The organism is Escherichia whittamii, assembly GCF_014836715.1.
Taxonomy (GTDB): domain Bacteria; phylum Pseudomonadota; class Gammaproteobacteria; order Enterobacterales; family Enterobacteriaceae; genus Escherichia; species Escherichia whittamii.
The window spans coordinates 120,893-144,871 of the sequence record NZ_JACSQI010000006.1 but is presented as its reverse complement, the minus strand read 5'-3'; the positions used below and the strand labels follow the sequence as shown (position 1 = coordinate 144,871).

Below are 23,979 nucleotides of genomic sequence, written 5' to 3'. Positions count from 1 at the left end.
AAATCCAATGCATTTTTCTGATGTTGTGTTAAGAAAAATGCATTAGAAAAAGTATGGGATTTTTGACATTTTTTGGGTAGGTGTACGTAGAGCCGCTGAAATTAACAACGGCCTACAATGCTATGTCGCTTACTCGATGTTCTGGATCTGCTCGCGCATCTGCTCGATCAACACTTTCAGCTCGATGGCGGAGTTTGTCACTTCGGCATTGATAGATTTCGACGCAAGTGTGTTCGACTCGCGGTTAAATTCCTGCATCATAAAGTCCAGACGACGGCCAACCGCTTCTTTTTTCTTCAGAATGTTGTACGTTTCTTTAACATGCGCTTCGAGGCGGTCCAGCTCTTCGGCAACGTCAATTCGTTGTGCCAGCAGAACCAACTCCTGCTCCAGACGGTTGTTTTCCAGTTGCACCTGGGCGTCTTCCAGCTTCGCTACCAGACGCTCACGCTGCCATTGCAGGATTTCCGGCATATGGGCGCGCACTTTGACCACTTCGGCGGTGACGCCTTCCAGACGCTGTTCAATCAACGCTTTCAGCGCCTGGCCTTCGGTTTCGCGCGCGACGATAAAGTCGTCCAGCGTACCATCGAGAGCAGCGAGAATTTCAGCAGCAATGGCGTCGAGGTCCTGCTCCTGGGCTGCCATCACGCCTGGCCAGCGCAGAATATCAACCGGGTTAATTTCCCCTTCGTCACTCTGCATTTTCACCCAGTTCGCGGCAGTTACCAGCTGTTTAGCCAGTTTTTCGTTGAGAATCAGCTCACCTTGTGCGCTAACATCTGGTTCATAGCGCAGGGTACATTCCACTTTACCGCGCGTCAGACGAGAGCGAATACGCTCGCGAACGACAGGTTCAAGGCTACGGAACTGCTCCGGCAGACGAAAGTAAGTTTCCAGATAACGCTGGTTTACCGAGCGCATTTCCCAGGTTGCGCTCCCCCATTCACCCTTGATTTCACGCCGGGCGTAGGCGGTCATACTGCGGATCATAGACGTTCCTGTTTATAAAAGGAGAGGTGGAAGGATTATAGCCATCGATGCCTTGTCAGGATAGGAATAACCGCCGGAAGTCCGTATAATGCGCAGCCACATTTGTTTCAAGCCGGAGATTTCAATATGCGTCCAGCAGGCCGTAGCAATAATCAGGTGCGTCCCGTTACCCTGACTCGTAACTATACAAAACATGCAGAAGGCTCGGTGCTGGTCGAATTTGGCGATACCAAGGTGTTGTGTACCGCCTCTATTGAAGAAGGCGTGCCGCGCTTCCTGAAAGGTCAGGGGCAGGGCTGGATCACCGCAGAATACGGTATGCTGCCGCGTTCTACTCATACCCGTAACGCCCGTGAAGCGGCGAAGGGTAAGCAGGGCGGTCGCACGATGGAGATTCAGCGTCTGATCGCTCGTGCATTGCGCGCCGCGGTAGATTTGAAAGCCCTCGGTGAGTTCACTATTACACTGGACTGCGACGTACTTCAGGCCGATGGCGGCACCCGCACAGCTTCGATCACCGGTGCTTGTGTGGCGCTGGCAGATGCGCTGAATAAGCTGGTTGAGAATGGCAAACTGAAAACCAACCCGATGAAAGGCATGGTAGCCGCGGTTTCTGTCGGTATCGTTAACGGCGAAGCGATTTGCGATCTGGAATACGTTGAAGACTCTGCTGCTGAAACGGATATGAACGTGGTGATGACCGAAGACGGGCGCATTATTGAAGTGCAGGGGACGGCAGAAGGCGAGCCGTTCACCCATGAAGAGCTACTCACCTTGTTGGCGCTGGCCCGAGGGGGAATCGAATCCATTGTAGCGACGCAGAAGGCGGCGCTGGCAAACTGATTTTTAAGGCGACTACTGAGTCGCCTTTTTTTTGTCTGTAGAAAAGTAAGATGAGGAGCGAAGGCATGAAACCATATCAGCGCCAGTTTATTGAATTTGCGCTTGGCAAACAGGTATTAAAGTTTGGCGAGTTTACGTTGAAGTCCGGGCGCAAAAGCCCTTATTTCTTCAACGCCGGGCTGTTTAATACCGGGCGCGACCTGGCACTGTTAGGCCGCTTTTACGCTGAAGCGTTAGTGGATTCTGGCATTGAGTTCGATCTCCTGTTTGGCCCAGCTTACAAAGGGATTCCGATTGCCACCACTACCGCCGTGGCGCTGGCGGAGCATCATGACCTTGACCTGCCATATTGCTTTAACCGCAAAGAAGCAAAAGATCACGGTGAAGGCGGCAATCTGGTCGGTAGTGCGTTACAAGGGCGTGTGATGCTGGTAGATGATGTGATCACCGCCGGGACGGCGATCCGCGAGTCGATGGAAATTATTCAGGCTAATGGCGCGACGCTTGCTGGTGTGCTGATTTCGCTCGATCGCCAGGAACGGGGGCGCGGCGAAATTTCGGCAATTCAGGAAGTTGAGCGTGATTACAACTGCAAAGTGATCTCTATCATCACCCTGAAAGACTTGATTGCTTACCTGGAAGAGAAGCCGGAAATGGCGGAACATCTGGCGGCGGTTAAGGCTTATCGCGAAGAGTACGGGGTTTGACAAAAAACGCCGGATGGTAAGTCATCCGGCGTCATCTTACTGCAACTGCGCGGCAATCAGTGGCCAGCGGGCGTCAAAGTCATCCGTCGGGCGGTATTTAAACTCGCTGCGGACAAAGCGTGACAGCATACCTTCACAAAATGCCAGCAACTGGCTTGCCAGCAGCGTTTCATCGGTGGTGTAACCTTCACCCTCACGCATTCTCTTTTCGCGCAATACCTGACGCAACTGCGCTTCAATACGCTCGAACAGTTGGTTGATGCGCCCTTGCAGGCGGTCTTGTTCAAACATCAGCGCATGCCCGGTAAGGATGCGGGTCAGGCCAGGATTACGCTCACCAAAACCGAGGAGCAGCAACACAATCAGACGCAGGCGCGCTGTGGTGTCCTTCTCATCTTTCAGAATCAGATTGATGCGAGTAATCAGGCTATCTTCGATAAACTCAATCAGGCTATCGAACATGCGGGTCTTACTGGGGAAGTGGCGATACAGAGCCGCTTCGGAAACGCCGACAGAGGCGGCCAGTTTCGCGGTCGTGATACGTTGGCTTCCATCGCTGGATTCCAACATCAGCGCCAGAGACTGAAGTATTTCTTCGCGACGGTTCCTTTTCGCAGTTTGTTTTTCTGCCATGTTACAAAATACCCCTGAAAATAAGCACTTGCCAGGCGGCACCCACGCTATGACCGCAAACGAAATGTTTGCGGCAATGTTATGACGTTATTCGGATGCGTATATGTTACTGACGACCAGAGTGACCAAAGCCGCCTTCACCGCGGTCGGTGGCGTCAAAATCTTCCACCAAATTAAATTCGGCCTGAACCACCGGAACAAAAATCATCTGTGCGATACGTTCGCCAGGTTGAATGGTGAAGCTGTCCTGACCACGGTTCCACACGGAGATCATCAACTGACCCTGATAATCAGAATCGATCAATCCCACCAGGTTGCCGAGAACGATGCCGTGCTTATGGCCCAGCCCGGAGCGCGGCAGCATCATCGCCGCCAGTGAAGGGTCGGCAATATGAATCGCCAACCCGGTCGGTACCAGCGTGGTGTCGCCCGGCGCCAGTTCTACGGCGTCGTCGAGACAGGCGCGCAGGTCAAGTCCGGCAGAACCAGAAGTGGCATAAGTCGGGAGCGGAAATTCCTTCCCAACGCGCGGGTCCAGAATCTTAACGTCGATTTTTTTCATCATAACGGGTCACGATCTCGTCGAGTAATAATTGGCCAAGGAGCTCTTTACGCTCAAGCGGTAAGACTTTATCTCCGTCTTGCCAGAAAAGGTGCAATGCATTGCTGTCGCTGTTAAATCCTTGAGTTGGTCGGGAAACATCGTTCGCGCAGATCAGATCAAGGTTTTTACGAATACGTTTTTGCCGGGCGTATTCTTCCACATTATTTGTTTCGGCCGCAAATCCAACAACATAAGGCCTTTGGTCTTTTAGTGCGGCAACTCCGGCGACAATATCAGGGTTTTTGACCATTTTTATTGTTAATTCATCCCCCTGAGTCGCCTGCTTTTTGATTTTTTCACTGGCGACAGCGGCTGCGCGATAATCGGCCACGGCGGCGCAACCGATAAAAATATTTTGCTGCTGTACAGAGGCCTTCACAGCGGCTTCCATCTCCAGTGCGGTCATCACATCAATACGTTTAACAAACGGCGGTGTCGGTAGTGAAACCGGTCCGGAAACCAGCGTAACGTTCGCTCCGCGACGGGCAGCGGCAGCGGCGATAGCAAAGCCCATCTTGCCGGAGCTGTGGTTGGAGATGTAACGCACCGGATCGAGCGGTTCGCGCGTCGGGCCGGCGGTAATCATAATATTCAGATGTTTCAGGTCGTTGACGGGCGAAAAATGTGCGACAGCCATATCAACAATGGTTAATGGATCGAGCATTCGCCCAGGGCCGATATCACCACAGGCCTGACTGCCGCTATCTGGCCCCCAGATCAGCAAACCACGTGAGGCAAGCACCCCTAAATTATGCTGGGTAGCCGCAGCACGATACATCTGCTGGTTCATGGCTGGCAGTACGGCAACAGGCGCAGGTGTAGCCAGGCAAATCGTTGACACCAGATCATTCGCCATCCCGGCAGCTACGCGGGCAATCAAATCAGCGGTAGCTGGGGCGAGAATCACTAAATCAGCCCATTTACCCAGCTCAATATGACCCATAGCTGCCTCGGCTGCTGGGTCCAGCAGACTATCGGCAACGGGATAACCAGAAACCGCCTGCAAGCTAAGTGGGGTGATAAAGGCTTTTGCCGCTTCGGTCATGGCTACGCGGACGTCTGCTCCGCGATCGCGCAAACGACGCACCAGCTCAGGGGTTTTATAGGCAGCAATACCGCCGCTGACGCCGAGAACGATTTTTTTACCGGCCAGGCTCATGATGATTTTTCCTGTAGGGGGACACCAGAAGTTGGCGATTTTATCACAATACTTTTGTTGTCGTGCTTTCACCTGAGAATCACTTTGCGAGGCGCTTTCCAGGATTGAAAACTGGCCGTCGATTTAACCAAACGGCTATGACAGGATGCGCCCACCACAAAGGAGGTGAAGGTGAAAAGCAATGTAGAATTGTTGATGCCACGCGAAAAAATGCTGAAGTTTGGCATTGGTGCGTTAACGGATGTTGAACTGCTGGCGCTATTTCTGCGTACAGGAACGCGCGGTAAAGATGTGTTAACTCTGGCGAAAGAGATGCTGGAGAATTTCGGCTCTCTTTACGGCTTGTTAACCTCTGAATATGAACAATTTAGTGGCGTTCATGGAATTGGCGTGGCGAAATTCGCCCAGTTAAAGGGGATTGCCGAACTGGCACGGCGTTACTACAACGTGCGGATGCGTGAAGAAAGCCCGTTACTCAGCCCGGAGATGACGAGGGAATTTTTACAAAGCCAGCTCACGGGCGAAGAGCGGGAGATCTTTATGGTGATCTTTCTCGATTCTCAACACCGGGTCCTTACCCACAGCCGACTCTTTTCCGGCACGTTAAATCATGTGGAAGTCCACCCACGGGAAATTATTCGTGAGGCGATAAAAATAAACGCCTCGGCACTGATCCTTGCCCATAATCACCCTTCGGGTTGTGCTGAACCCAGTAAAGCGGATAAACTCATTACCGAACGGATAATAAAAAGTTGTCAGTTCATGGATTTACGCGTGCTCGACCATATCGTGATTGGGCGTGGAGAATATGTTTCTTTTGCCGAACGCGGCTGGATTTAATCCGCTATGCGCGATCCTTCGGGATCTTTGTCTGTTCGGGACTTGAGCACATCGCCGAGTCAGCGTATACTACGCCACCTTTGAGAATCTCGGGTTTGGCATTTGGGCCTGGCAATCGAGAGTTCACATAGAACTGCGATGACCGGGCTGTAAAGCCTGACGAGGCGCCAATACCCCATACGAAGCTCGAGCTAATTTGATTTTTGGAGAATAGACATGTCCCGAGTCTGCCAAGTTACTGGCAAGCGTCCGGTGACCGGTAACAACCGTTCCCACGCACTGAACGCGACTAAACGCCGTTTCCTGCCGAACCTGCACTCTCACCGTTTCTGGGTTGAGAGCGAGAAGCGTTTTGTCACCCTGCGCGTATCTGCTAAAGGTATGCGTGTAATCGATAAAAAAGGCATCGATACAGTTCTGGCTGAACTGCGTGCCCGTGGCGAAAAGTACTAAGTACTTAGAGGAAATAAATCATGGCTAAAGGTATTCGTGAGAAAATCAAGCTGGTTTCTTCTGCTGGTACTGGTCACTTCTATACCACTACGAAGAACAAACGTACTAAGCCGGAAAAACTGGAACTGAAGAAATTCGATCCAGTTGTTCGCCAGCACGTGATCTACAAAGAAGCGAAAATCAAATAATTTTCGCTTTGATGTAACGAAAAACCTCGCTACGGCGGGGTTTTTTGTTATCTGTCTGCCCCCATATTGACTGCATCTGTTTATTTCCGGAGATGCTATGCCTGAATTACCCGAAGTTGAAACCAGCCGTCGCGGCATAGAACCGCATCTCGTTGGTGCAACTATTCTTCATGCGGTGGTGCGCAACGGACGTTTGCGCTGGCCGGTTTCGGAAGAAATCTACCGTTTAAGCGATCAACCAGTGCTTAGTGTACAGCGCCGCGCTAAATATCTGCTGCTGGAGCTGCCTGAGGGCTGGATTATCATTCATTTGGGTATGTCTGGCAGTCTGCGCATACTTACGGAAGACCTTCCCCCTGAAAAGCATGACCATGTTGATTTGGTGATGAGTAACGGCAAAGTGCTGCGCTACACCGATCCGCGCCGCTTTGGTGCCTGGCTGTGGGCCAAAGAGCTGGAAGGCCACAATGTGCTGGCACATCTTGGGCCGGAGCCGCTTAGTGATGATTTCAATGGCGAATATTTGCATCAGAAATGCGCGAAGAAAAAGACAGCGATTAAGCCCTGGCTGATGGATAACAAGCTAGTAGTAGGTGTAGGGAATATCTACGCCAGTGAATCACTGTTTGCAGCGGGGATCCATCCGGATCGGCTGGCGTCTTCTCTCTCGCTGGCAGAGTGTGAACTGTTGGCTCGAGTGATTAAAGCAGTATTGCTGCGTTCAATTGAGCAGGGCGGCACGACGCTGAAAGATTTTCTGCAAAGCGACGGTAAACCTGGCTATTTCGCACAGGAATTGCAGGTTTACGGGCGAAAAGGCGAGCCGTGTCGGGTGTGTGGTACGCCGATTGTGGCGTCTAAACATGCGCAACGGGCGACGTTTTATTGCAGGCACTGCCAGAAATAATTGATGCGAGCCGGATGGTAAACCATCCGGCATAAAAGCTACGCTAATTTCGCCATCAATGCCTGATGGACATTCTCCGGCAGGAAATGGGTGACATCGCCCTGATGGCGCGCTACTTCTTTAACCAGCGATGAAGAGATAAACGACCACTCTTTCGAAGGCATCAGGAACACACTTTCCAGTTCCGGCATTAAGTGGCGATTCATATGCGCCAGCTGCATTTCATATTCAAAATCCGCCACTGCACGCAGGCCGCGAATCAGCACTGTGGCGTGTTGATTGCGGGCGAAGTTCGCCATTAAATCGCTAAATCCGACCACTTCAACGTTTCCCAGATGCGCAGTTGCCTGTTGTGCCAGTGCCACACGTTCTTCCAGAGTAAACATCGGTTTTTTACTGGGGCTGGCGGCAATCGCCAGAATAACGTGATCGAACATCTGCGTGGCGCGCGTCACGATATCGATATGACCATTGGTAATGGGATCGAAAGTACCCGGATAAATCGCCCGTTTTTGCATAATAACCTCAATGCGTTTTCGGTGGCAGGTAAGGTTCCAGCAGTTGAAGCAGACGCTGCAGCGCGCCCTGGTTTTGATACAGCACTTCAACGGCATGACGGCCATAGAAACTACGGTAATCAGCGTCAGTGAGTAAAGAGGAAATCTCTTTTGCCAGCGACGCGGCATCAGTGATGGTTATCAGCCCGCTTGCCTGCTCCAGCCGCGCGCAAATGTCTTTAAAGTTAAAGGTATGCGGCCCCATCAACACCGGGATAGCGTGTGCGGCGGCCTCCAGCGGATTATGTCCACCACGTTCAACCAGTGAACCGCCAACAAACGCGAGATCGGCAATACCGTACAGCAACATCAGTTCGCCCATCGTATCGCCAACCACCACTTGTGTACTGGCAGAGGGGACCTCTCCGGAAGAGCGTGTGATATAGCTTAGTCCAGCCTGACGGACAAGGTTAATCGCGTCCGGAAAGCGTTCAGGATGACGAGGAACAAGAATGAGCAATAAATTCGGGAACTGTTGCAACAGCGCTTGATGGGCGGCAATCACTACGCTCTCTTCGCCATCATGAGTACTGGTGGCAATCCATACCGGACGATGCGGCGCCCACTGGCGGCGCAGCGTTACTGCTTTAGCAGCCAGTTGTGGTGTTACAGAGATATCGAATTTCAGGCTACCGGTAACGGTAACCTGATTATTTTTTGCGCCCAGCGCCACAAAACGCGCGCCATCTTCTTCATTTTGCGCAGCAATCAGCGTAATACGATGGAGCAAGCGACGAACAAATTTACCCAGTTTGGCGTAACCTGCGGCAGAGCGCTCAGAAAGACGCGCATTGGCGATAACCAGCGGAATTTTGCGCTTATGTAGTGCCGCGATCAGGTTAGGCCACAGCTCAGTTTCCATAATCAACACCAGCTTCGGGTCGACCTTATTAAGGAAACGGTTGAGTGCATCGGGCAGATCGTAAGGCAGATAGACGTGCTGAACATCTTTTCCAAACGCCGATTGTACGCGCTCCGAACCAGTCGGTGTCATAGTCGTGACAGTGATTGGTAAATCAGGATAGCGATGACGCAGCGCGCGCACCAACGGGATTGCCGCCAGAGTTTCACCGACGGATACGGAGTGCAGCATAATGCCGCCTGGTGTTAGCGGATGGCGGTAAAAACCGTAACGTTCACCCCAGCGTTTTCGATAGGCCGGAGCCTTACGTCCGCGCACCCAAAGCCGTATCCAGATTAGCGGCTGAATAAGGTAGAGAAGGGCGGTGTAAAGCAATTCGAGCATAATAAATAGCTGACTTATGGATGTGCTGGGGATTCTATGTATTTAGCGGTGGCTTTACCATTACTTTTCCCGTTTTTGACTTAAATAGCTTCAGTTTGGTCTGATCTGCCGCTACATCTTCATTTTTTTTGTATTTTTATGCGATTCATTGAAACCTGGCCCCATTTTCTACTCTACATAGGCCGTATCGACATTATCTATATGCTATTTTTTATCTATTTGATTTTTATAACCAAAACATATTTTGTGTATAAAAATCATTCGGGTCGGATTGCTGCGAAAGAAATGATACACTAGCACGTCAAAGTAAGTGCGTTATCAGTATTCAGGTAGCTGTTGAGCCTGGGGCGGTAGCGTGCTTTTTTCTGCTTAACTTAACCAGACAATCATACAAAAGAGTCGCTAGTGGAAAAGCCATTTCGAAAAATCCTGGTCATAAAGATGCGATATCATGGAGATATGTTATTAACTACTCCTGTCATCAGTACGCTCAAGCAGAATTATCCCGATGCAAAAATCGATATGCTGCTTTATCAGGACACCATCCCTATTTTGTCTGAAAATCCGGAAATTAATGCGCTCTACGGGATAAGCAATAAAGGTGCGGGAACATTCGATAAAATTAAAAATGTGCTTTCGCTGATAAAAACTCTGCGTGCGAATAATTACGATCTGGTCATTAATCTTACGGATCAGTGGATGGTAGCACTGCTGGTACGTTGTTTACCTGCACGGATGAAAATATCGCAACTTTATGGTCATCGGCAGCATGGCATTTGGAAAAAAAGCTTCACACACTTAGCGCCAATACACGGTACACATATTGTTGAGCGTAATTTATCGGTCCTTGAGCCATTAGGTATTACCGATTTCTACACCGATACAACAATGAGTTACGCCGAAGATTGCTGGAAGAAGATGCGCCAGGAATTGGATGCCCTGGGCGTGAAAGATCATTATGTTGTTATCCAACCGACAGCGCGTCAGATATTTAAGTGCTGGGATAACGATAAATTTTCTAAGGTTATCGATGCGCTGCAACAGCGAGGGTATCAGGTTGTGCTGACCTGTGGGCCTTCGGCAGATGATCTCGCTTGTGTCGATGAGATTGCTCGAGGTTGCGAAACGAAACCCATTACTGGCCTTGCAGGTAAAACACGTTTTCCTGAACTAGGTGCGTTAATTGATCATGCAGTGCTTTTTATTGGCGTGGATTCTGCGCCGGGACATATTGCAGCGGCAGTGAAAACGCCAGTCATTAGTCTATTTGGTGCAACGGATCACGTATTCTGGCGTCCCTGGACCGAGAATATTATTCAATTCTGGGCGGGGAATTATCAGAAAATGCCGACCCGGCATGAACTTGATCGCAACAAAAAATATCTTTCTGTTATCCCAGCGGAAGATGTGATCGCCGCTACGGAAAAGCTGTTGCCAGAAGATGCCCCTTCAGCTGACAGGAATGTACAATTATGATCGTGGCGTTTTGTTTATATAAATATTTTCCTTTTGGTGGGCTTCAACGTGACTTTATGCGTATTGCATCAACAGTTGCCGCACGGGGCCACCATGTTCGGGTCTATACGCAGTCGTGGGAAGGTGATTGCCCGAAAGCATTTGAGCTTATTCAGGTGCCAGTTAAGTCCCATACCAACCATGGACGCAATGCAGAATATTATGCCTGGGTACAAAATCATCTCAAAGCGCATCCCGCAGATCGTGTTGTTGGATTTAATAAGATGCCAGGGTTGGATGTTTATTTTGCCGCTGATGTTTGTTACGCCGAGAAAGTTGCGCAAGAAAAAGGTTTTTTATATCGTTTAACATCACGATATCGCCATTATGCCGCATTTGAGCGGGCGACTTTCGAGCAGGGAAAATCGACGAAACTTATGATGCTGACCGATAAGCAAATCGCCGATTTCCAGAAGCATTATCAAACTGAACCTGAACGTTTTCAAATTCTTCCTCCCGGTATTTATCCGGACAGAAAATACAGCGAGCAAATCCCAAATAGTCGCGAGATTTATCGTCAGAAAAATGGCATAAAAGAGCAACAAAACTTATTACTGCAGGTTGGATCAGATTTTGGCCGTAAAGGTGTAGATCGCTCAATTAAAGCTTTGGCATCATTGCCGGAATCATTACGTCACAATACGCTTTTATTTGTTGTTGGTCAGGATAAACCGCGAAAATTTGAAGCGTTGGCAGAAAAACTCGGCGTGCGGAGCAATGTGCATTTCTTCTCCGGTCGCAATGATGTGTCAGAATTAATGGCAGCCGCTGATTTATTACTGCATCCCGCTTATCAGGAAGCTGCGGGTATCGTTCTTCTTGAAGCGATCGCTGCTGGATTACCTGTTTTGACAACTGCGGTATGTGGGTACGCGCATTATATTGCGGATGCTAATTGTGGAACGGTCATCGCTGAACCTTTCTCCCAGGAACAATTAAATGAAGTTTTACGTAAAGCGTTAACTCAGTCTCCATTGCGAATGGCCTGGGCGGAGAACGCTCGCCATTATGCCGATACTCAGGATTTGTATAGCTTGCCAGAGAAAGCCGCGGATATCATTACAGGTGGTTTAGATGGTTGAATTAAAAGAGCCGCTTGCCACACTTTGGCGTGGTAAAGATGCTTTTGCAGAAGTCAAAAAACTGAACGGCGAGGTCTTTCGTGAACTGGAGACTCGTCGCACATTACGCTTTGAACTGTCCGGGAAAAGCTATTTTCTTAAATGGCACAAGGGGACGACATTAAAAGAGATTATAAAAAATCTACTCTCATTGCGGATGCCCGTTTTGGGCGCAGACAGAGAGTGGCACGCTATTCATCGCCTGAGTGATGTTGGCGTTGATACAATGAAGGGCATTGGGTTTGGTGAAAAAGGTTTAAATCCATTAACCCGCACATCATTTATTATTACCGAAGATCTCACTCCCACGATTAGCCTTGAAGATTATTGTGCCGATTGGGCAGTCAATCCTCCTGATATACGTGTTAAGCGTATGCTGATCGCGCGTGTGGCAACCATGGTGCGTAAAATGCACGCAGCAGGGATAAATCACCGCGACTGTTATATTTGCCACTTTTTACTTCATTTGCCATTTACTGGCCGGGAAGATGAATTAAAGATTTCGGTTATCGATCTGCATCGGGCACAGATCCGTGCAAAAGTACCGCGCCGCTGGCGCGATAAAGACCTGATTGGTTTATATTTCTCATCAATGAATATTGGCCTGACGCAAAGAGACATATGGCGATTTATGAAGGTTTATTTTGGGATGCCTTTACGCAAAATATTATCTCTTGAACAGAATTTATTGAACATGGCAAGCGTTAAGGCCGAGCGTATTAAAGAGCGAACACAACGCAAAGGATTATAAAAATATTTATCAGTATGTACTGGAACTAACTTTATTATGACTATTTATTTTATAAACTGGGTTGCAGATTATGAATTAAAAATGATCCAGTACCTGAAAAAAAAGTACAATATACAAAACATAACAACGCCAAAAAAGTACAACTGGGTTAATAAGAAAATCTCAAAAATAGGGATGGACAATGCATGGCTGGGACGATTATTCATCAAGCATTATCTCAATAATATTAAAAAAGATGACATAATTATCTTTAATGATAGTGTGATAAATAAAGGTATTAATAAGCAAATCTTAAAGAATGTCAATTGTCATAAAGTTTTGCTTCTAAGAAATACTGTTAGCGAAGATTTTATTTTTGATAGCGCTAACTATTTCGATATTATATATGATTTTGAACATAGATTTATAGGGAATGAAAAGACCAAAGCGATAGAACAATTTTTTCCTATAGGGATGGAGGAAATTACAAATTATAATTTGGCTAACAAAAATAACAGTCAGCCAATATGTTTCTTTCTTGGGCGAGATAAAGGGCGTCTTCAAATAATTAATGAGTTAGCTGATAGACTAACATCGCTAGGATGTAAGTTAGATTTTAATGTTGTCAAAGATAAGACATCATCTCTGACTTCAAAGTATTTGATTGAAAAACAAATGCCTTATGAAGAAAATATTCGCAGAACATTAAACGCTAATATAATTGTTGATATAACGAAAGAAAACCAATCTGGCTGGACTCTTCGTATACTTGAGGCATTATTTTTTAATAAAAAATTAATTACAAATAATATAAATATACTTGGTTCAGAAATCTATAATGAATCTCGCTTTTTTATAATAGGTCATGACGATTGGGATAAGTTAGAGTATTTTATAAACTCATCTGTTAAACCAATGGATTATGATAGTTTATATAAATTCAGTCCTGATAAAATGATGTCAATAATTGTTTCTGATTTTATAGACAAATAAATCGTTAAAACAGTGAGTTTTACTCAATTAATGAGAGTTTCTATGAAAATAGCATTTATAGGCGAAGCTGTTTCTGGATTTGGCGGCATGGAAACAGTCATCCGTGATGTCATTAACACCTTCATGCAAAAGCATATCCAAAGTGAAATGTTTTTCTTTTGTCGTAATGACAAAATGGATAAGGGATGGCTAGAAGGTATTAAATACTCATGTTCATTTTCCAATATTCGTTTAGGCTTTTTGCGTCGGGCAAAACATATTCATGCTTTAAGTAAATGGCTTCAGGATTACCAACCAGATATCGTTATTTGTATTGATGTGATTTCTTGCCTGTTTGCCGCAAAAGCACGTAAAAAATCAGGGATTGATGTGCCAGTATTTTCATGGCCGCATTTTTCTTTAGATCACAAAAAACATGCTGAATATATCACCTGTGCCGACTATCATTTAGCAATCAGCTCTGGCATTAAACAGCAAATGATTAATCGGGGTGTAGCAGAATCGACGATAAATGTTATTTTTAATCCCGTCGAAGCGAAAGACTCAGTCATTCCCGCGCCCGAAGAAGACGAAACGGCAACGTTCATTTATGTTGGGCGTATGAAATTCGAAGGCCAGAAACGGGTTAAAGACTTGCTTGATGGCTTATCACAGGCGCAAGGTAACTGGAAACTCCATGTATTGGGCGATGGTTCCGATTTCGAAAAATGCCAGGCTTATAGTAGAGAACTAAATATTGATGATCGAATTGTCTGGTATGGTTGGCAACGACACCCCTGGGAATTGGTCCAACAAGATATTAAAAAAGTGAGTGCGCTATTGCTCACCTCATCTTTTGAAGGTTTTCCAATGACTCTACTTGAAGCCTTGTCATGGGGGATTCCTTGTATCAGTACCGATTGTGTATCCGGGCCTGCTGACATTATTCAACCTGATGTTAATGGTCATCTGTATCAACCGGGAGATATTGCTGGTTTTGTAACTCTTCTAAATAAATATATATCCGGTGAAATTTATATCGAACATGAAAAAATTCCTGGGTCGATCGATAAATTTTACCAATCGAAGTATTACGATAGATTACATAAGATAATTATTTCTGCTATTTCCCGGAGGAAATAATGCAGCAGGTGTTTTTCCAGGAAACTGAGTTTCTTAATTCAGTTATTGATTATAATCATAAAGTAGAAACAGAAAATCTTTGTCTGGACATCGCTTATGGAACTGACAAAAATTTTCTATTTGGTTGCGGAATTTCGATTGCTTCAATATTAAAGCATAATGAAGGAAGTCGATTGTGTTTCCATATTTTTACTGATTATTTTGGCGATGATGATCGTAAGTATTTTGATGCTCTGGCGTTGCAGTATAAAACCAGAATTAAAATATATCTGATTAATGGTGATCGGCTCCGCTCATTACCTAGCACCAAGAACTGGACTCATGCAATATATTTTCGCTTTGTTATTGCTGATTACTTTATTAATAAGTCGTCTAAAGTCCTTTATCTGGATGCTGATATTATTTGTCAGGGGAGTATTGAGCCACTAATTAAATTCTCATTTCCTGACGATAAAGTCGCAATGGTTGTTACAGAAGGGCAAGCTGACTGGTGGGAAAAACGCGCACATTCGTTAGGTGTTGCGGGAATTGCTAAAGGTTACTTTAACTCCGGTTTTTTATTGATTAATACGGACCAATGGGCTGCTCAACAGGTTTCTGCTCGAGCCATTGCAATGCTAAATGATCCAGAAATAATCAAAAAAATAACACATCCTGATCAGGATGTGTTAAATATGTTGCTGGCAGACAAACTTATTTTTGCTGATATTAAATATAACACCCAGTTTAGCTTAAATTATCAGCTCAAAGAAAGTTTTACAAACCCAGTAACCAACGATACTATTTTTATCCATTATATCGGTCCAACCAAGCCCTGGCATGATTGGGCCTGGGATTATCCTGTATCACAAGCCTTTATGGAGGCAAAAAATGCTTCGCCATGGAAGAATACGGCGTTGCTGAAACCGAACAATAGCAATCAATTAAGATATAGCGCAAAACATATGCTTAAAAAGCATAGATATCTAAAAGGATTTAACAATTATCTTTTTTATTTTCTTGAAAAGATAAAACATTAAAACTGGGAAACTATAAAGTAATGATATAAGGGTAGCATTGTGGACTCATTTCCTGCCATAGAGATAGATAAAGTTAAAGCCTGGGATTTCCGGCTAGTTAATATAAATACTTCTGAATGTTTAAATGTTGCCTATGGTGTCGATGCTAATTATCTTGATGGTGTAGGTGTTTCCATCACATCAATTGTTCTAAACAATCGACATATTAATCTTGATTTTTATATTATTGCTGACGTTTATAATGATGACTTTTTTCAAAAAGTCGCAAAGCTTGCAGAGCAATACCAATTAAGAATCACGTTATATAGAATTAACACTAATAAGCTCCAGTGTTTGCCTTGTACACAGGTCTGGTCAAGAGCAATGTACTTCCGTTTATTTGCATTTCAATTATTGGGCTTAACGCTTGATCGTTTGCTTTATCTTGATGCAGATGTTGTTTGTAAAGGCGATATTAGCCAACTATTGTATCTGGATTTAAACGGAGCGATGGCTGCTGTTGTTAAAGATGTTGAGCCAATGCAGGAAAAGGCGGTATCCAGGTTGTCTGATCCTGAATTACTTGGGCAGTACTTTAATTCAGGTGTCGTGTATTTAGACTTAAAAAAATGGACTGCCGCAAAACTAACAGAAAAAGCATTATCTATTCTTATGAGTAAAGATAATGTTTATAAATACCCTGATCAGGATGTTATGAATGTCTTACTGAAAGGGATGACAATATTTTTGCCTCGTGAGTACAATACAATTTATACAATTAAAAGTGAATTAAAAGACAAAACACATCAAAACTATAAAAAACTGATTACAGAAAGTACTCTTCTTATTCATTATACAGGTGCAACTAAACCGTGGCACAAATGGGCAATTTATCCATCGGTAAAATACTATAAAATAGCTTTAGAGAATTCCCCCTGGAAAGATGACTCTCCACGAGATGCAAAATCACTTATTGAATTTAAAAAAAGATATAAACATCTTTTAGTGCAACATCATTATATCTCAGGAATTATAGCAGGAGTCTGTTATCTTTGCCGAAAATATTACCGTAAATAACATTTAACTGGCTTATCATGATTCAGAAGAGCAAGATCAAAGACTTGGTTGTTTTTACCGATGAAAACAACTCAAAATATCTCAATGTATTAAATGACTTCTTGTCTTATAATATAAATATCATCAAGGTTTTTCGTTCTATTGATGATACAAAAGTTATGCTTATTGATACCGATTACGGTAAATTGATTCTTAAGGTATTTTCTCCGAAAGTTAAGCGTAACGAGCGTTTTTTTAAGTCTCTGTTAAAAGGTGATTATTATGAACGCCTTTTTGAGCAAACTCAAAAAGTACGAAATGAAGGGTTAAATACGCTCAATGATTTTTATTTATTAGCTGAACGGAAAACCTTACGATTTGTCCATACTTATATCATGATCATCGAGTATATTGATGGTATAGAGTTGTGTGATATGCCCGATATTGATGACGCGCTAAAAAATAAAATTCAGCAATCAATTAATGCATTGCATCAACATGGCATGGTTTCTGGCGACCCCCATCGTGGTAACTTCATTATACAAAATGGTGAAGTCCGAATTATTGATCTCTCCGGAAAACGTGCTTCGGCGCAGCGTAAAGCGAAAGATCGTATTGACTTAGAGCGTCATTACGGTATTAAAAATGAGATTAAAGATCCAGGTTATTATCTTTTAGTTTATCGTAAAAAAATGCGCAATTTGATGCGGCGTTTGAAAGGGAAACCAGCACGCTAAAAATATCCCACAATTACATGTCTTCACCAGGACAGTTTTAAGCGGAGTTATTTATTTCACAGGTTTATCATGAAGAATATTAGATACATTGACAAAAAAGATGTTGAAAACCTGATTGAAAATAAAACATCTGATGATGTTATTATTTTTCTTTCTGGCCCTACATCGCAAAAAACACCTTTGTCAGTATTACGAACAAAGGATATTATTGCTGTCAATGGTTCTGCGCAATATTTGTTAAGTCATAATATCGTTCCTTTTATATATGTGCTTACAGATGTCCGCTTTTTACATCAGCGTCGTGATGATTTTTATAAATTTAGCCAGAGAAGTCGTTATACCATAGTAAACGTTGACGTTTATGAACACTCTTCCAAAGAAGATAAACTTTATCTCCTCCAGAACTGCCTCGTATTACGGTCCTTTTACCGTCGAGAAAAAGGCGGATTGATAAAGAAGATTAAATTTAATATATTGCGTCAGATTCACAAGGAACTGCTGATCTCTGTACCATTGTCTAAAAAAGGTCGTCTGGTCGGATTTTGCAAGGACATTAGTCTTGGTTATTGCTCATGCCATACTATTGCCTTTGCTGCAATTCAAATAGCTTATTCACTTAAGTATGCACGGATTATTTGTTCCGGTCTGGATTTAACGGGTAGCTGTTCGCGTTTCTATGATGAAAATAAGAATCCAATGCCCTCGGAATTGAGTAAGGATTTATTCAAAATTTTGCCATTTTTCCGTTTTATGCGTGAAAATGTAGAAGATATTAATATTTATAATTTGTCGGATGATACAGCAATTCAATATGATATCATTCCATTTATGGAACTGCCAGAAATTTTACAATCCAGGGTTTGCAATAAATAATCTAGTATTTTCTATGTCTTTATCTCGTATTATCAAAATATTGGAGTTGGCTAATAATGATTAAAAAAATAATATTTACCGTCACACCAATATTTTCTATACCGCCAAAAGGAGCTGCAGCGGTTGAAACATGGATTTACCAGGTTGCAAAAAGACTTTCGATTCCAGCAACTATCGCCTGTATTCGAAACGACGGTTACCCGACTTACACAAAAGTAAATGATAATTGTGATATTCACTACATTGGTTTTAGTCGAGTCTATAAGCGACTTTTCCAAAAGTGGACTCGACTTGATCCTGTGCCGTATTCTCAGCGCATTTTAAATACTCAACCTAAAAACGCTGATTCGAAAGACTCAGTTATTGTTATCCACAATAGCATGAAGCTGTATAAACAGATTCGCGGCAGAAGTCCTCAAGCGCAGCTAGTGATGCATCTTCATAATGCTTTCGAGCTAGGGCAGTTAGACAAAAATGCAAAAATAATTGTTCCTAGCCAGTTTCTGTTCGATTTCTATTCGGAAAAAATGCCTGCTGCAGATATTGCTATTGTGCCTAATGGTTTTTGCGCTGAATCGTATCTACATGATAATACTGTAGATTTAAGGAAGAAATTCAATATCGATGCGAATGATACGGTGTTATTATTTGCAGGAAGGATATCGCCAGATAAAGGCTGTCTGATGCTTATGGATGCTTTCAATAAGCTGTGTAAGGATAGAGACAACCTTAAACTGGTTATCGTTGGTGATCCTTTTGCCAGTAAAAAAGGTGAAAAAGCTGAATATCAGAAAAAGGTTCTGGATGAAGCGAAAGCTATTGGCGCGCAATGTATCATGGCGGGTGGGCAGCCGCCGGAGCAGATGCATAACTATTACCGTTTAGCAGATTTAGTTGTTGTTCCTTCCCAGGTAGAAGAAGCTTTTTGTATGGTAGCTGTTGAAGCTATGGCGGCTGGTAAACCTGTACTTGCGAGTCAAAAAGGTGGAATCAGTGAGTTTGTTCTGGAAGGAATTACAGGTTATCACCTTGCAGAGCCTATGACATCTGAAAGTATTCTCGCGGATATTAAGCGAGTTTTAGCTGATGCTGACAGAGAACAAATTGCTGAAAATGCCCGAAATTTTGTTTTCTCAAAATATAGCTGGGAACATGTTACTCAGAGTTTTGAAGCACAAATACGAGACTGGTTTGGTTAAAAATTCTTTGATTTGAAGAGCCTGCCTGAACCAAATGTCAGGCAGGCTTTTTTTTATTTATTCCGCATAGCTAACAGCAAACCAACAATCAAGCCAATTGGTTTGAGATCAACTTCCTCGAAATTACCTCGAATAATATAAAAACCTACAAGAGATAAAAATAGTAATAATTGACCATTATAAGGAGTGACTACTACTTTTTTAAATATTGCGTTAGCTGTTTCTTTGATAATAGAGCCATACAGATAAAGTAAAGCGAGTAATCCAGCTAAACCTGCTGCAAACCAAATTGACAAAATAACGTTGTGTGGTCCAATGGATTGCCTGAACGTCCATGATGGAAAATCGACGACACGCTTATTATATATTGCATGGTAAATATCATCGCCGTAGCCATATCCCTTAAGTGGATTTTCCATAATTAATGTCCACGCCGTACCTTGAGTACCATTGGTATAGCGATAAGAACTGTCGGTCTGTTGAAGTTTATAAATAAGCCTGTCTTTATTGGCATGATCACCTTTATAGGTAAATATACACGCTGCTGCAACAGAAATAACGATGGAGATCAGCATCAACAATTTCCACTGACGATTTAAGATTAACCATAGTAGAGTTACTATGAATACTGCCAGCCATGCACCACGCGAGAGCGTTCCTAATAACAGAAATAAGAAAACTGCACTAAAAATTACGAATGCTATTTTATAAGAGGTTTTCTTGATAAGCCAAAGATTTAATAATGCTGGAAATAGAAACACCATTGAATCGGAAATACTACGGTGTTCGTAGGTGGAAAATGGCATTATTCCTTTATTATAATCCTGAATATAAAGAATAATTTCAACAAGGCAACGTAACCCAAGTCCGGTAACTAATGAGTATAGTACAATTTTACCGATGCTTTCATTATCTTCATCTTTTAACAATGCAGGTATTAGTAAACTATATGCCAAAAATCCTTTAAGTACCGTGTTACTGAATTCTTTAAAACTTATTTTCAGATCAGGTGATATGAAAGTAGCATATAAAAGAATGAGTGACAGTGCCAGGATGCTATAAAAAAGATTATTTTTATAGAGTGCTTTAAATGTTCCTGGAGCACGAGAAACTTGATAGATTACCGTAATAATCATTAGTACAGATATGATATGCTTATAACGGGTAATACCATCAAGGAAAAAGGTTGCAATAAAGAGGAATACCAACACTTTATTCCAGTATGGTTTCCAGCTCTCTTTATTACGCAGCACCAGCGAGGCTGTTAACATTGCTTCTCCACCGTTTTAAATAATATAGAATGTGTTAATCAGGAATTGATTTTCTTTAATACTGTTTCTGCAGCCAGATGAGCAAGATCTTTATCCGGTGCCATGCAAACTACCTGATTCTTCCCATAACCGCCAATTAATCCTGGGTCTGTAGGCCCATAAACTGTGATATTGGGTTTATCGAGTGCCGCAGTTAAATGGCTTAACCCTGTATCGACCGACACAACAAATTTAGCTCCAGCCAGCACACGGGCAACGCCTTCCAGACTCATCTTCGGTAGTACGTCGACATAATCAAAGCCTTCCGCCAGCCTTTTTGCCCGCTCTTCTTCATGCGGTGCACCCCACGGTAGTTTAATTCGAATCCCTGAACCTGCCAGTAAACCAATTAATTCTCGCCAGTGATCTTCCGGCCAGTGTTTATCATCGCGGGTAGTCGCATGGAGGAATACAGCATACTCTCCAGCATCTGGTAGTGGATTTGTCAGGAAATGCTGCGCAATAGCATAATCGCCCTGGGTCTGCGGTTTGCTATAGCCAAGGCTTTTTGCGAACAGTTCACGGGTACGTTCGACAGCGTGCTGCTGTTTCGCAATATGATGTTTACGATTGTAAAACAGGCTGGCTAAAGGCTCGCGAGCGGTTTGCCAGTCCATTCCGTGCTTAACGCCATGTGCCAGACGTGTCACCAGAGCAGCGCTTTTTACCAGCCCTTGGGCGTCGATAATTGCGTCATAGTTTTCTGCCTGAAGGGCTTTACGAAACGCTTTCCGTTCCGCTTTTATGGGGGCCGAGAGCCAGGCTTTGCGCCAGCGACGTATCGCCACAGGAATCACCCTCTCAACAGCGGCATGCCAGGACGGAATCTGTGCGAAGCCTTCTTCTACCACCCAATCAAACGTAATTCCAGGGATTGCCTGCTGGGCATCGGTGAGTGCGGGCAGCGTATGGAGAACATCGCCCATCGACGATGTTTTAACGATCAGAACCCGCATCTGTCAGGCTTCCTCTTGTAACAATAGCGCGTTGAGTTCTTCCAATACGCGCTGTGGCGTAATGTCGATCAAGCTCTGGTGATAACCCTCCGCAGCGTCACCTTTACGCACTTTGTGATAGCCGGTAATCAGCCGGATCACGCGTGCTTTATGGGAAAGCGGCGGTGTGAAGTCCGGGCTACTCGGACCATACAGGGCAACCAGCGGACGATTGAGCGCCGCCGCAACGTGCATCAGACCAGAATCGTTAGTGACAATGGCATTACAGGCTGCAATCAGGATAACGGCCTGCTCAAGCTGCGTTTCTCCCGCCAGATTCCGACACCACGCCTGCTGCTCGGTATTCAGAACGGCAAGAATCTCATTGCCCGCTTCATGATCTTTCGCCGAGCCGAACAGAACCACCTGATAACCTTCATCAATGAGCTGCTTTGCCAGTTCGGCGTAGTGGTAGTGTGGCCAGCGTTTCGCCGGGCCAAACTCTGCGCCCGGACAAAAGCCAATCATCGGACGTTCTGATGAGAGCGAAAATTGATTACAGGTATACGATTTTTCACCTTCGCTCACCTGCAATTGCGGCCATAACAACGGTTTTGGTAGATCTTGTGCGGTACGCATTACGCCTTTGTCATAGGCCAGCGCAACATAGCGTTCCACCATTAGCGGCCAGGCTTCTTTATCGAGCACGCGCACATCGTTGAGTAAACCGTAGCGCATTTCACCGCGCCAGCCGGTGCGATGCGGAATCCCCGCGAAGAAAGGCACTAATGCGGATTTAAAGGAGTTGGGTAAGACGTAGGCACGGTCGTAACGTTTTTCGCGCAGGCTATGTCCCAGCTTGCGGCGTTCGCTGATTTCCAGCGCCCCGTGACCGAGAGGCATAGGGATAGCGTCGTTAACTTCCGGCATCCGCGATAATAACGGACGGCACCATGCCGGTGCCATCACGTCGATTATCGCCTGGGGATAGCGCGCCTGGAGCGTGCGATAGAGACTTTGCGACATCATCATGTCGCCCACCCATGACGGGCCGATCACCAATATTTTCATTCACTTCATCCTTCAAGCTGTCTCTGCGGCGGCTGCCTGCGTTCACTCCGGTCACTTACTATTGTAAGCTCCCGGTATGAATGAGGAACGTCCCTGTCCCTCACCGAAGGCAGCCTTCGGCAGTTCAAATTCGTTCCAGACGAATTTGTCACTTAGTTGCCGCCTTGATACCGCTCGAATGATTTTGTGAATTTACGTTGATGTCGCGATTCAGCCAGGCCATATATTCCGTTACGCCTTCGGCAACGGTTTTGAATGGTTTGTCGTAACCCGCAGCGCGCAGATTCGTCAGATCCGCCTGAGTGAACGCCTGATAACGTCCTTTCAGTTTATCCGGGAACGGAATGTACTCAATCTGGCCTTTTTTATGATAAGCCAGCGTTGCATCCGCCACTGCCTGGAAAGATTCCGCACGACCCGTACCGAGGTTGAAGATGCCAGAAACGCCATTTTCCAGGAACCACAGATTCACATCTGCCACGTCGCCCACGTAGACGAAGTCGCGTTTAAAGTTCTCGCTACCTTCGAACAGTTTCGGTGATTCACCGTTGTTAAGTTGCGTGTTGAGATGGAAAGCGACGCTCGCCATGCTGCCTTTATGGCCTTCACGCGGTCCATAAACGTTGAAATAGCGGAAGCCAACAATCTGCGAGTTCGCTTCAGGCAGGATTTGACGAACATATTCATCAAACAGGAACTTCGAATAACCGTATACGTTCAGTGGTTTTTCGTATTCGCGGGATTCAATAAAGTCGGAGGTGCGGCCACCGTAAGTGGCTGCGGAAGAGGCGTACAGGAACGGGATTTCACGTTCCAGGCAGTAGTGCAGCAGCTCTTTGGAGTATTGATAGTTGTTATCCATCATATACTTGCCGTCCCACTCGGTGGTGGAAGAGCACGCGCCTTCGTGGAAAATCGCTTCGACATCGCCGAACTCTTCGCCTGCCATAATCTGGATCAGGAAGTCTTCCTTATCCATATAGTCCGCGATATTCAGGTCCACCAGGTTCACAAACTTGGTGCCGTCTTTCAGGTTGTCCACCACCAGAATATCGGTGATGCCTTTATCATTCAGGGCCTTAACGATGTTGCTGCCGATAAAGCCCGCGCCGCCGGTAACGATGATCATAACTGTAACCTTCGAATTATGGAGTCAGAGACAATCTCAGACACGAATACTTCTATCATA

At 44.9% G+C, this 23,979-nt stretch carries 26 protein-coding genes; 16 read left to right on the top strand and 10 right to left on the bottom strand.

The genetic code is table 11. The features are described 5' to 3' along the window. Positions 1-129: 129 nt before the first annotated feature. Positions 130-993: a YicC/YloC family endoribonuclease gene (locus tag H9644_RS11650; protein ID WP_000621336.1), complete on the bottom strand. Its 864-nt coding sequence runs from the start codon at positions 991-993 to the stop codon at positions 130-132. A gap of 126 nt (positions 994-1,119) precedes the next feature. Here H9644_RS11650 and rph point away from each other — a divergent pair, with 126 nt between their 5' ends. Continuing rightward, positions 1,120-1,836 (top strand): ribonuclease PH, encoded by a 717-nt coding sequence (gene rph, locus H9644_RS11645; RefSeq protein WP_001247086.1) that lies wholly within the window; start codon positions 1,120-1,122, stop codon positions 1,834-1,836. Between the two features lie 65 nt (positions 1,837-1,901). After that, on the top strand, positions 1,902-2,543 hold the full coding sequence (pyrE, locus tag H9644_RS11640) for an orotate phosphoribosyltransferase (RefSeq protein WP_000806155.1): 642 nt from the start codon (positions 1,902-1,904) through the stop codon (positions 2,541-2,543). A gap of 36 nt (positions 2,544-2,579) precedes the next feature. On the opposite strand, the gene slmA is transcribed toward pyrE, so the two are convergent. The 3 genes from slmA to coaBC form a co-directional block, all read right to left on the bottom strand. Further along, positions 2,580-3,176, bottom strand: coding sequence for a nucleoid occlusion factor SlmA (gene slmA / locus H9644_RS11635; RefSeq protein WP_000818603.1), 597 nt, complete (start codon positions 3,174-3,176; stop codon positions 2,580-2,582). 106 nt (positions 3,177-3,282) lie between these two features. After that, the gene (gene dut / locus H9644_RS11630) at positions 3,283-3,741 is read right to left on the bottom strand and encodes a dUTP diphosphatase (protein ID WP_000976070.1); all 459 of its coding nucleotides are present in this window, start codon (positions 3,739-3,741) and stop codon (positions 3,283-3,285) included. After that, positions 3,719-4,939 (bottom strand): bifunctional phosphopantothenoylcysteine decarboxylase/phosphopantothenate--cysteine ligase CoaBC, encoded by a 1,221-nt coding sequence (gene coaBC, locus H9644_RS11625; protein ID WP_191774659.1) that lies wholly within the window; start codon positions 4,937-4,939, stop codon positions 3,719-3,721. Before coaBC ends, dut begins: the two co-directional genes overlap by 23 nt. A gap of 171 nt (positions 4,940-5,110) precedes the next feature. On the opposite strand from coaBC, the gene radC reads away from it, so the two are divergent. From radC to mutM, 4 genes are all read left to right on the top strand, one after another. Next, on the top strand, positions 5,111-5,779 hold the full coding sequence (radC, locus tag H9644_RS11620) for a RadC family protein (protein ID WP_191774657.1): 669 nt from the start codon (positions 5,111-5,113) through the stop codon (positions 5,777-5,779). A gap of 216 nt (positions 5,780-5,995) precedes the next feature. After that, a complete protein-coding gene (gene rpmB, locus H9644_RS11615) occupies positions 5,996-6,232 on the top strand; it encodes a 50S ribosomal protein L28 (protein ID WP_000091955.1) in 237 nt (78 codons plus the stop codon). A gap of 20 nt (positions 6,233-6,252) precedes the next feature. After that, the gene (gene rpmG / locus H9644_RS11610) at positions 6,253-6,420 is read left to right on the top strand and encodes a 50S ribosomal protein L33 (RefSeq protein WP_001051798.1); all 168 of its coding nucleotides are present in this window, start codon (positions 6,253-6,255) and stop codon (positions 6,418-6,420) included. A gap of 97 nt (positions 6,421-6,517) precedes the next feature. Next, entirely contained in the window at positions 6,518-7,327 is an 810-nt protein-coding gene (gene mutM / locus H9644_RS11605; RefSeq protein WP_130235732.1) for a bifunctional DNA-formamidopyrimidine glycosylase/DNA-(apurinic or apyrimidinic site) lyase, read from the top strand. A gap of 38 nt (positions 7,328-7,365) precedes the next feature. Here mutM and coaD read toward each other — a convergent pair whose 3' ends face one another. Together coaD and waaA are read right to left on the bottom strand one after the other, a co-directional pair. Then, positions 7,366-7,845, bottom strand: a complete 480-nt coding sequence (gene coaD, locus H9644_RS11600) for a pantetheine-phosphate adenylyltransferase (protein WP_001171866.1) — start codon at positions 7,843-7,845, stop codon at positions 7,366-7,368. 7 nt (positions 7,846-7,852) lie between these two features. Next, on the bottom strand, positions 7,853-9,130 hold the full coding sequence (waaA, locus tag H9644_RS11595) for a lipid IV(A) 3-deoxy-D-manno-octulosonic acid transferase (RefSeq protein ID WP_191774655.1): 1,278 nt from the start codon (positions 9,128-9,130) through the stop codon (positions 7,853-7,855). Positions 9,131-9,535: 405 nt separating this feature from the next. On the opposite strand from waaA, the gene rfaQ reads away from it, so the two are divergent. From rfaQ to H9644_RS11545, 10 genes are all read left to right on the top strand, one after another. After that, entirely contained in the window at positions 9,536-10,606 is a 1,071-nt protein-coding gene (gene rfaQ, locus H9644_RS11590) for a lipopolysaccharide core heptosyltransferase RfaQ (protein ID WP_191774653.1), read from the top strand. After that, complete coding sequence (gene rfaG / locus H9644_RS11585; protein ID WP_191774651.1) at positions 10,603-11,727, top strand: lipopolysaccharide glucosyltransferase I; 1,125 nt, start codon at positions 10,603-10,605, stop codon at positions 11,725-11,727. Before rfaQ ends, rfaG begins: the two co-directional genes overlap by 4 nt. Then, entirely contained in the window at positions 11,720-12,517 is a 798-nt protein-coding gene (rfaP, locus tag H9644_RS11580) for a lipopolysaccharide core heptose(I) kinase RfaP (RefSeq protein WP_064526063.1), read from the top strand. The genes rfaG and rfaP overlap by 8 nt, the downstream gene beginning before the upstream one ends. Positions 12,518-12,553: 36 nt before the next feature. Next, a complete protein-coding gene (rfaS, locus tag H9644_RS11575; protein ID WP_191774649.1) occupies positions 12,554-13,489 on the top strand; it encodes an LPS core biosynthesis protein RfaS in 936 nt (311 codons plus the stop codon). A 42-nt stretch (positions 13,490-13,531) separates the two neighbouring features. Then, positions 13,532-14,611, top strand: a complete 1,080-nt coding sequence (waaB, locus tag H9644_RS11570; protein ID WP_064526067.1) for a lipopolysaccharide 1,6-galactosyltransferase — start codon at positions 13,532-13,534, stop codon at positions 14,609-14,611. Next, positions 14,611-15,630, top strand: coding sequence for a lipopolysaccharide 3-alpha-galactosyltransferase (gene waaO / locus H9644_RS11565; protein ID WP_064526070.1), 1,020 nt, complete (start codon positions 14,611-14,613; stop codon positions 15,628-15,630). Before waaB ends, waaO begins: the two co-directional genes overlap by 1 nt. A 39-nt stretch (positions 15,631-15,669) precedes the next feature. After that, positions 15,670-16,686: a lipopolysaccharide 1,2-glucosyltransferase RfaJ gene (gene rfaJ, locus H9644_RS11560; RefSeq protein ID WP_064526072.1), complete on the top strand. Its 1,017-nt coding sequence runs from the start codon at positions 15,670-15,672 to the stop codon at positions 16,684-16,686. Positions 16,687-16,703: 17 nt separating this feature from the next. Further along, positions 16,704-17,402: a lipopolysaccharide core heptose(II) kinase RfaY gene (rfaY, locus tag H9644_RS11555; RefSeq protein WP_064526074.1), complete on the top strand. Its 699-nt coding sequence runs from the start codon at positions 16,704-16,706 to the stop codon at positions 17,400-17,402. A gap of 69 nt (positions 17,403-17,471) precedes the next feature. Beyond that, entirely contained in the window at positions 17,472-18,275 is an 804-nt protein-coding gene (gene waaZ, locus H9644_RS11550; RefSeq protein WP_191774647.1) for a 3-deoxy-D-manno-oct-2-ulosonate III transferase WaaZ, read from the top strand. A gap of 56 nt (positions 18,276-18,331) precedes the next feature. Further along, a complete protein-coding gene (locus H9644_RS11545; RefSeq protein WP_191774645.1) occupies positions 18,332-19,474 on the top strand; it encodes a lipopolysaccharide N-acetylglucosaminyltransferase in 1,143 nt (380 codons plus the stop codon). A gap of 53 nt (positions 19,475-19,527) precedes the next feature. Here H9644_RS11545 and rfaL read toward each other — a convergent pair whose 3' ends face one another. The 4 genes from rfaL to rfaD form a co-directional block, all read right to left on the bottom strand. After that, positions 19,528-20,745, bottom strand: coding sequence for an O-antigen ligase RfaL (rfaL, locus tag H9644_RS11540; protein ID WP_191774643.1), 1,218 nt, complete (start codon positions 20,743-20,745; stop codon positions 19,528-19,530). 38 nt (positions 20,746-20,783) lie between these two features. After that, complete coding sequence (rfaC, locus tag H9644_RS11535) at positions 20,784-21,740, bottom strand: lipopolysaccharide heptosyltransferase RfaC (RefSeq protein WP_064526082.1); 957 nt, start codon at positions 21,738-21,740, stop codon at positions 20,784-20,786. A 3-nt stretch (positions 21,741-21,743) separates the two neighbouring features. Beyond that, positions 21,744-22,790 (bottom strand): ADP-heptose--LPS heptosyltransferase RfaF, encoded by a 1,047-nt coding sequence (rfaF, locus tag H9644_RS11530; protein ID WP_105289413.1) that lies wholly within the window; start codon positions 22,788-22,790, stop codon positions 21,744-21,746. 148 nt (positions 22,791-22,938) lie between these two features. Then, complete coding sequence (gene rfaD, locus H9644_RS11525) at positions 22,939-23,919, bottom strand: ADP-glyceromanno-heptose 6-epimerase (protein ID WP_000587766.1); 981 nt, start codon at positions 23,917-23,919, stop codon at positions 22,939-22,941. Positions 23,920-23,979 lie beyond the last annotated feature (60 nt).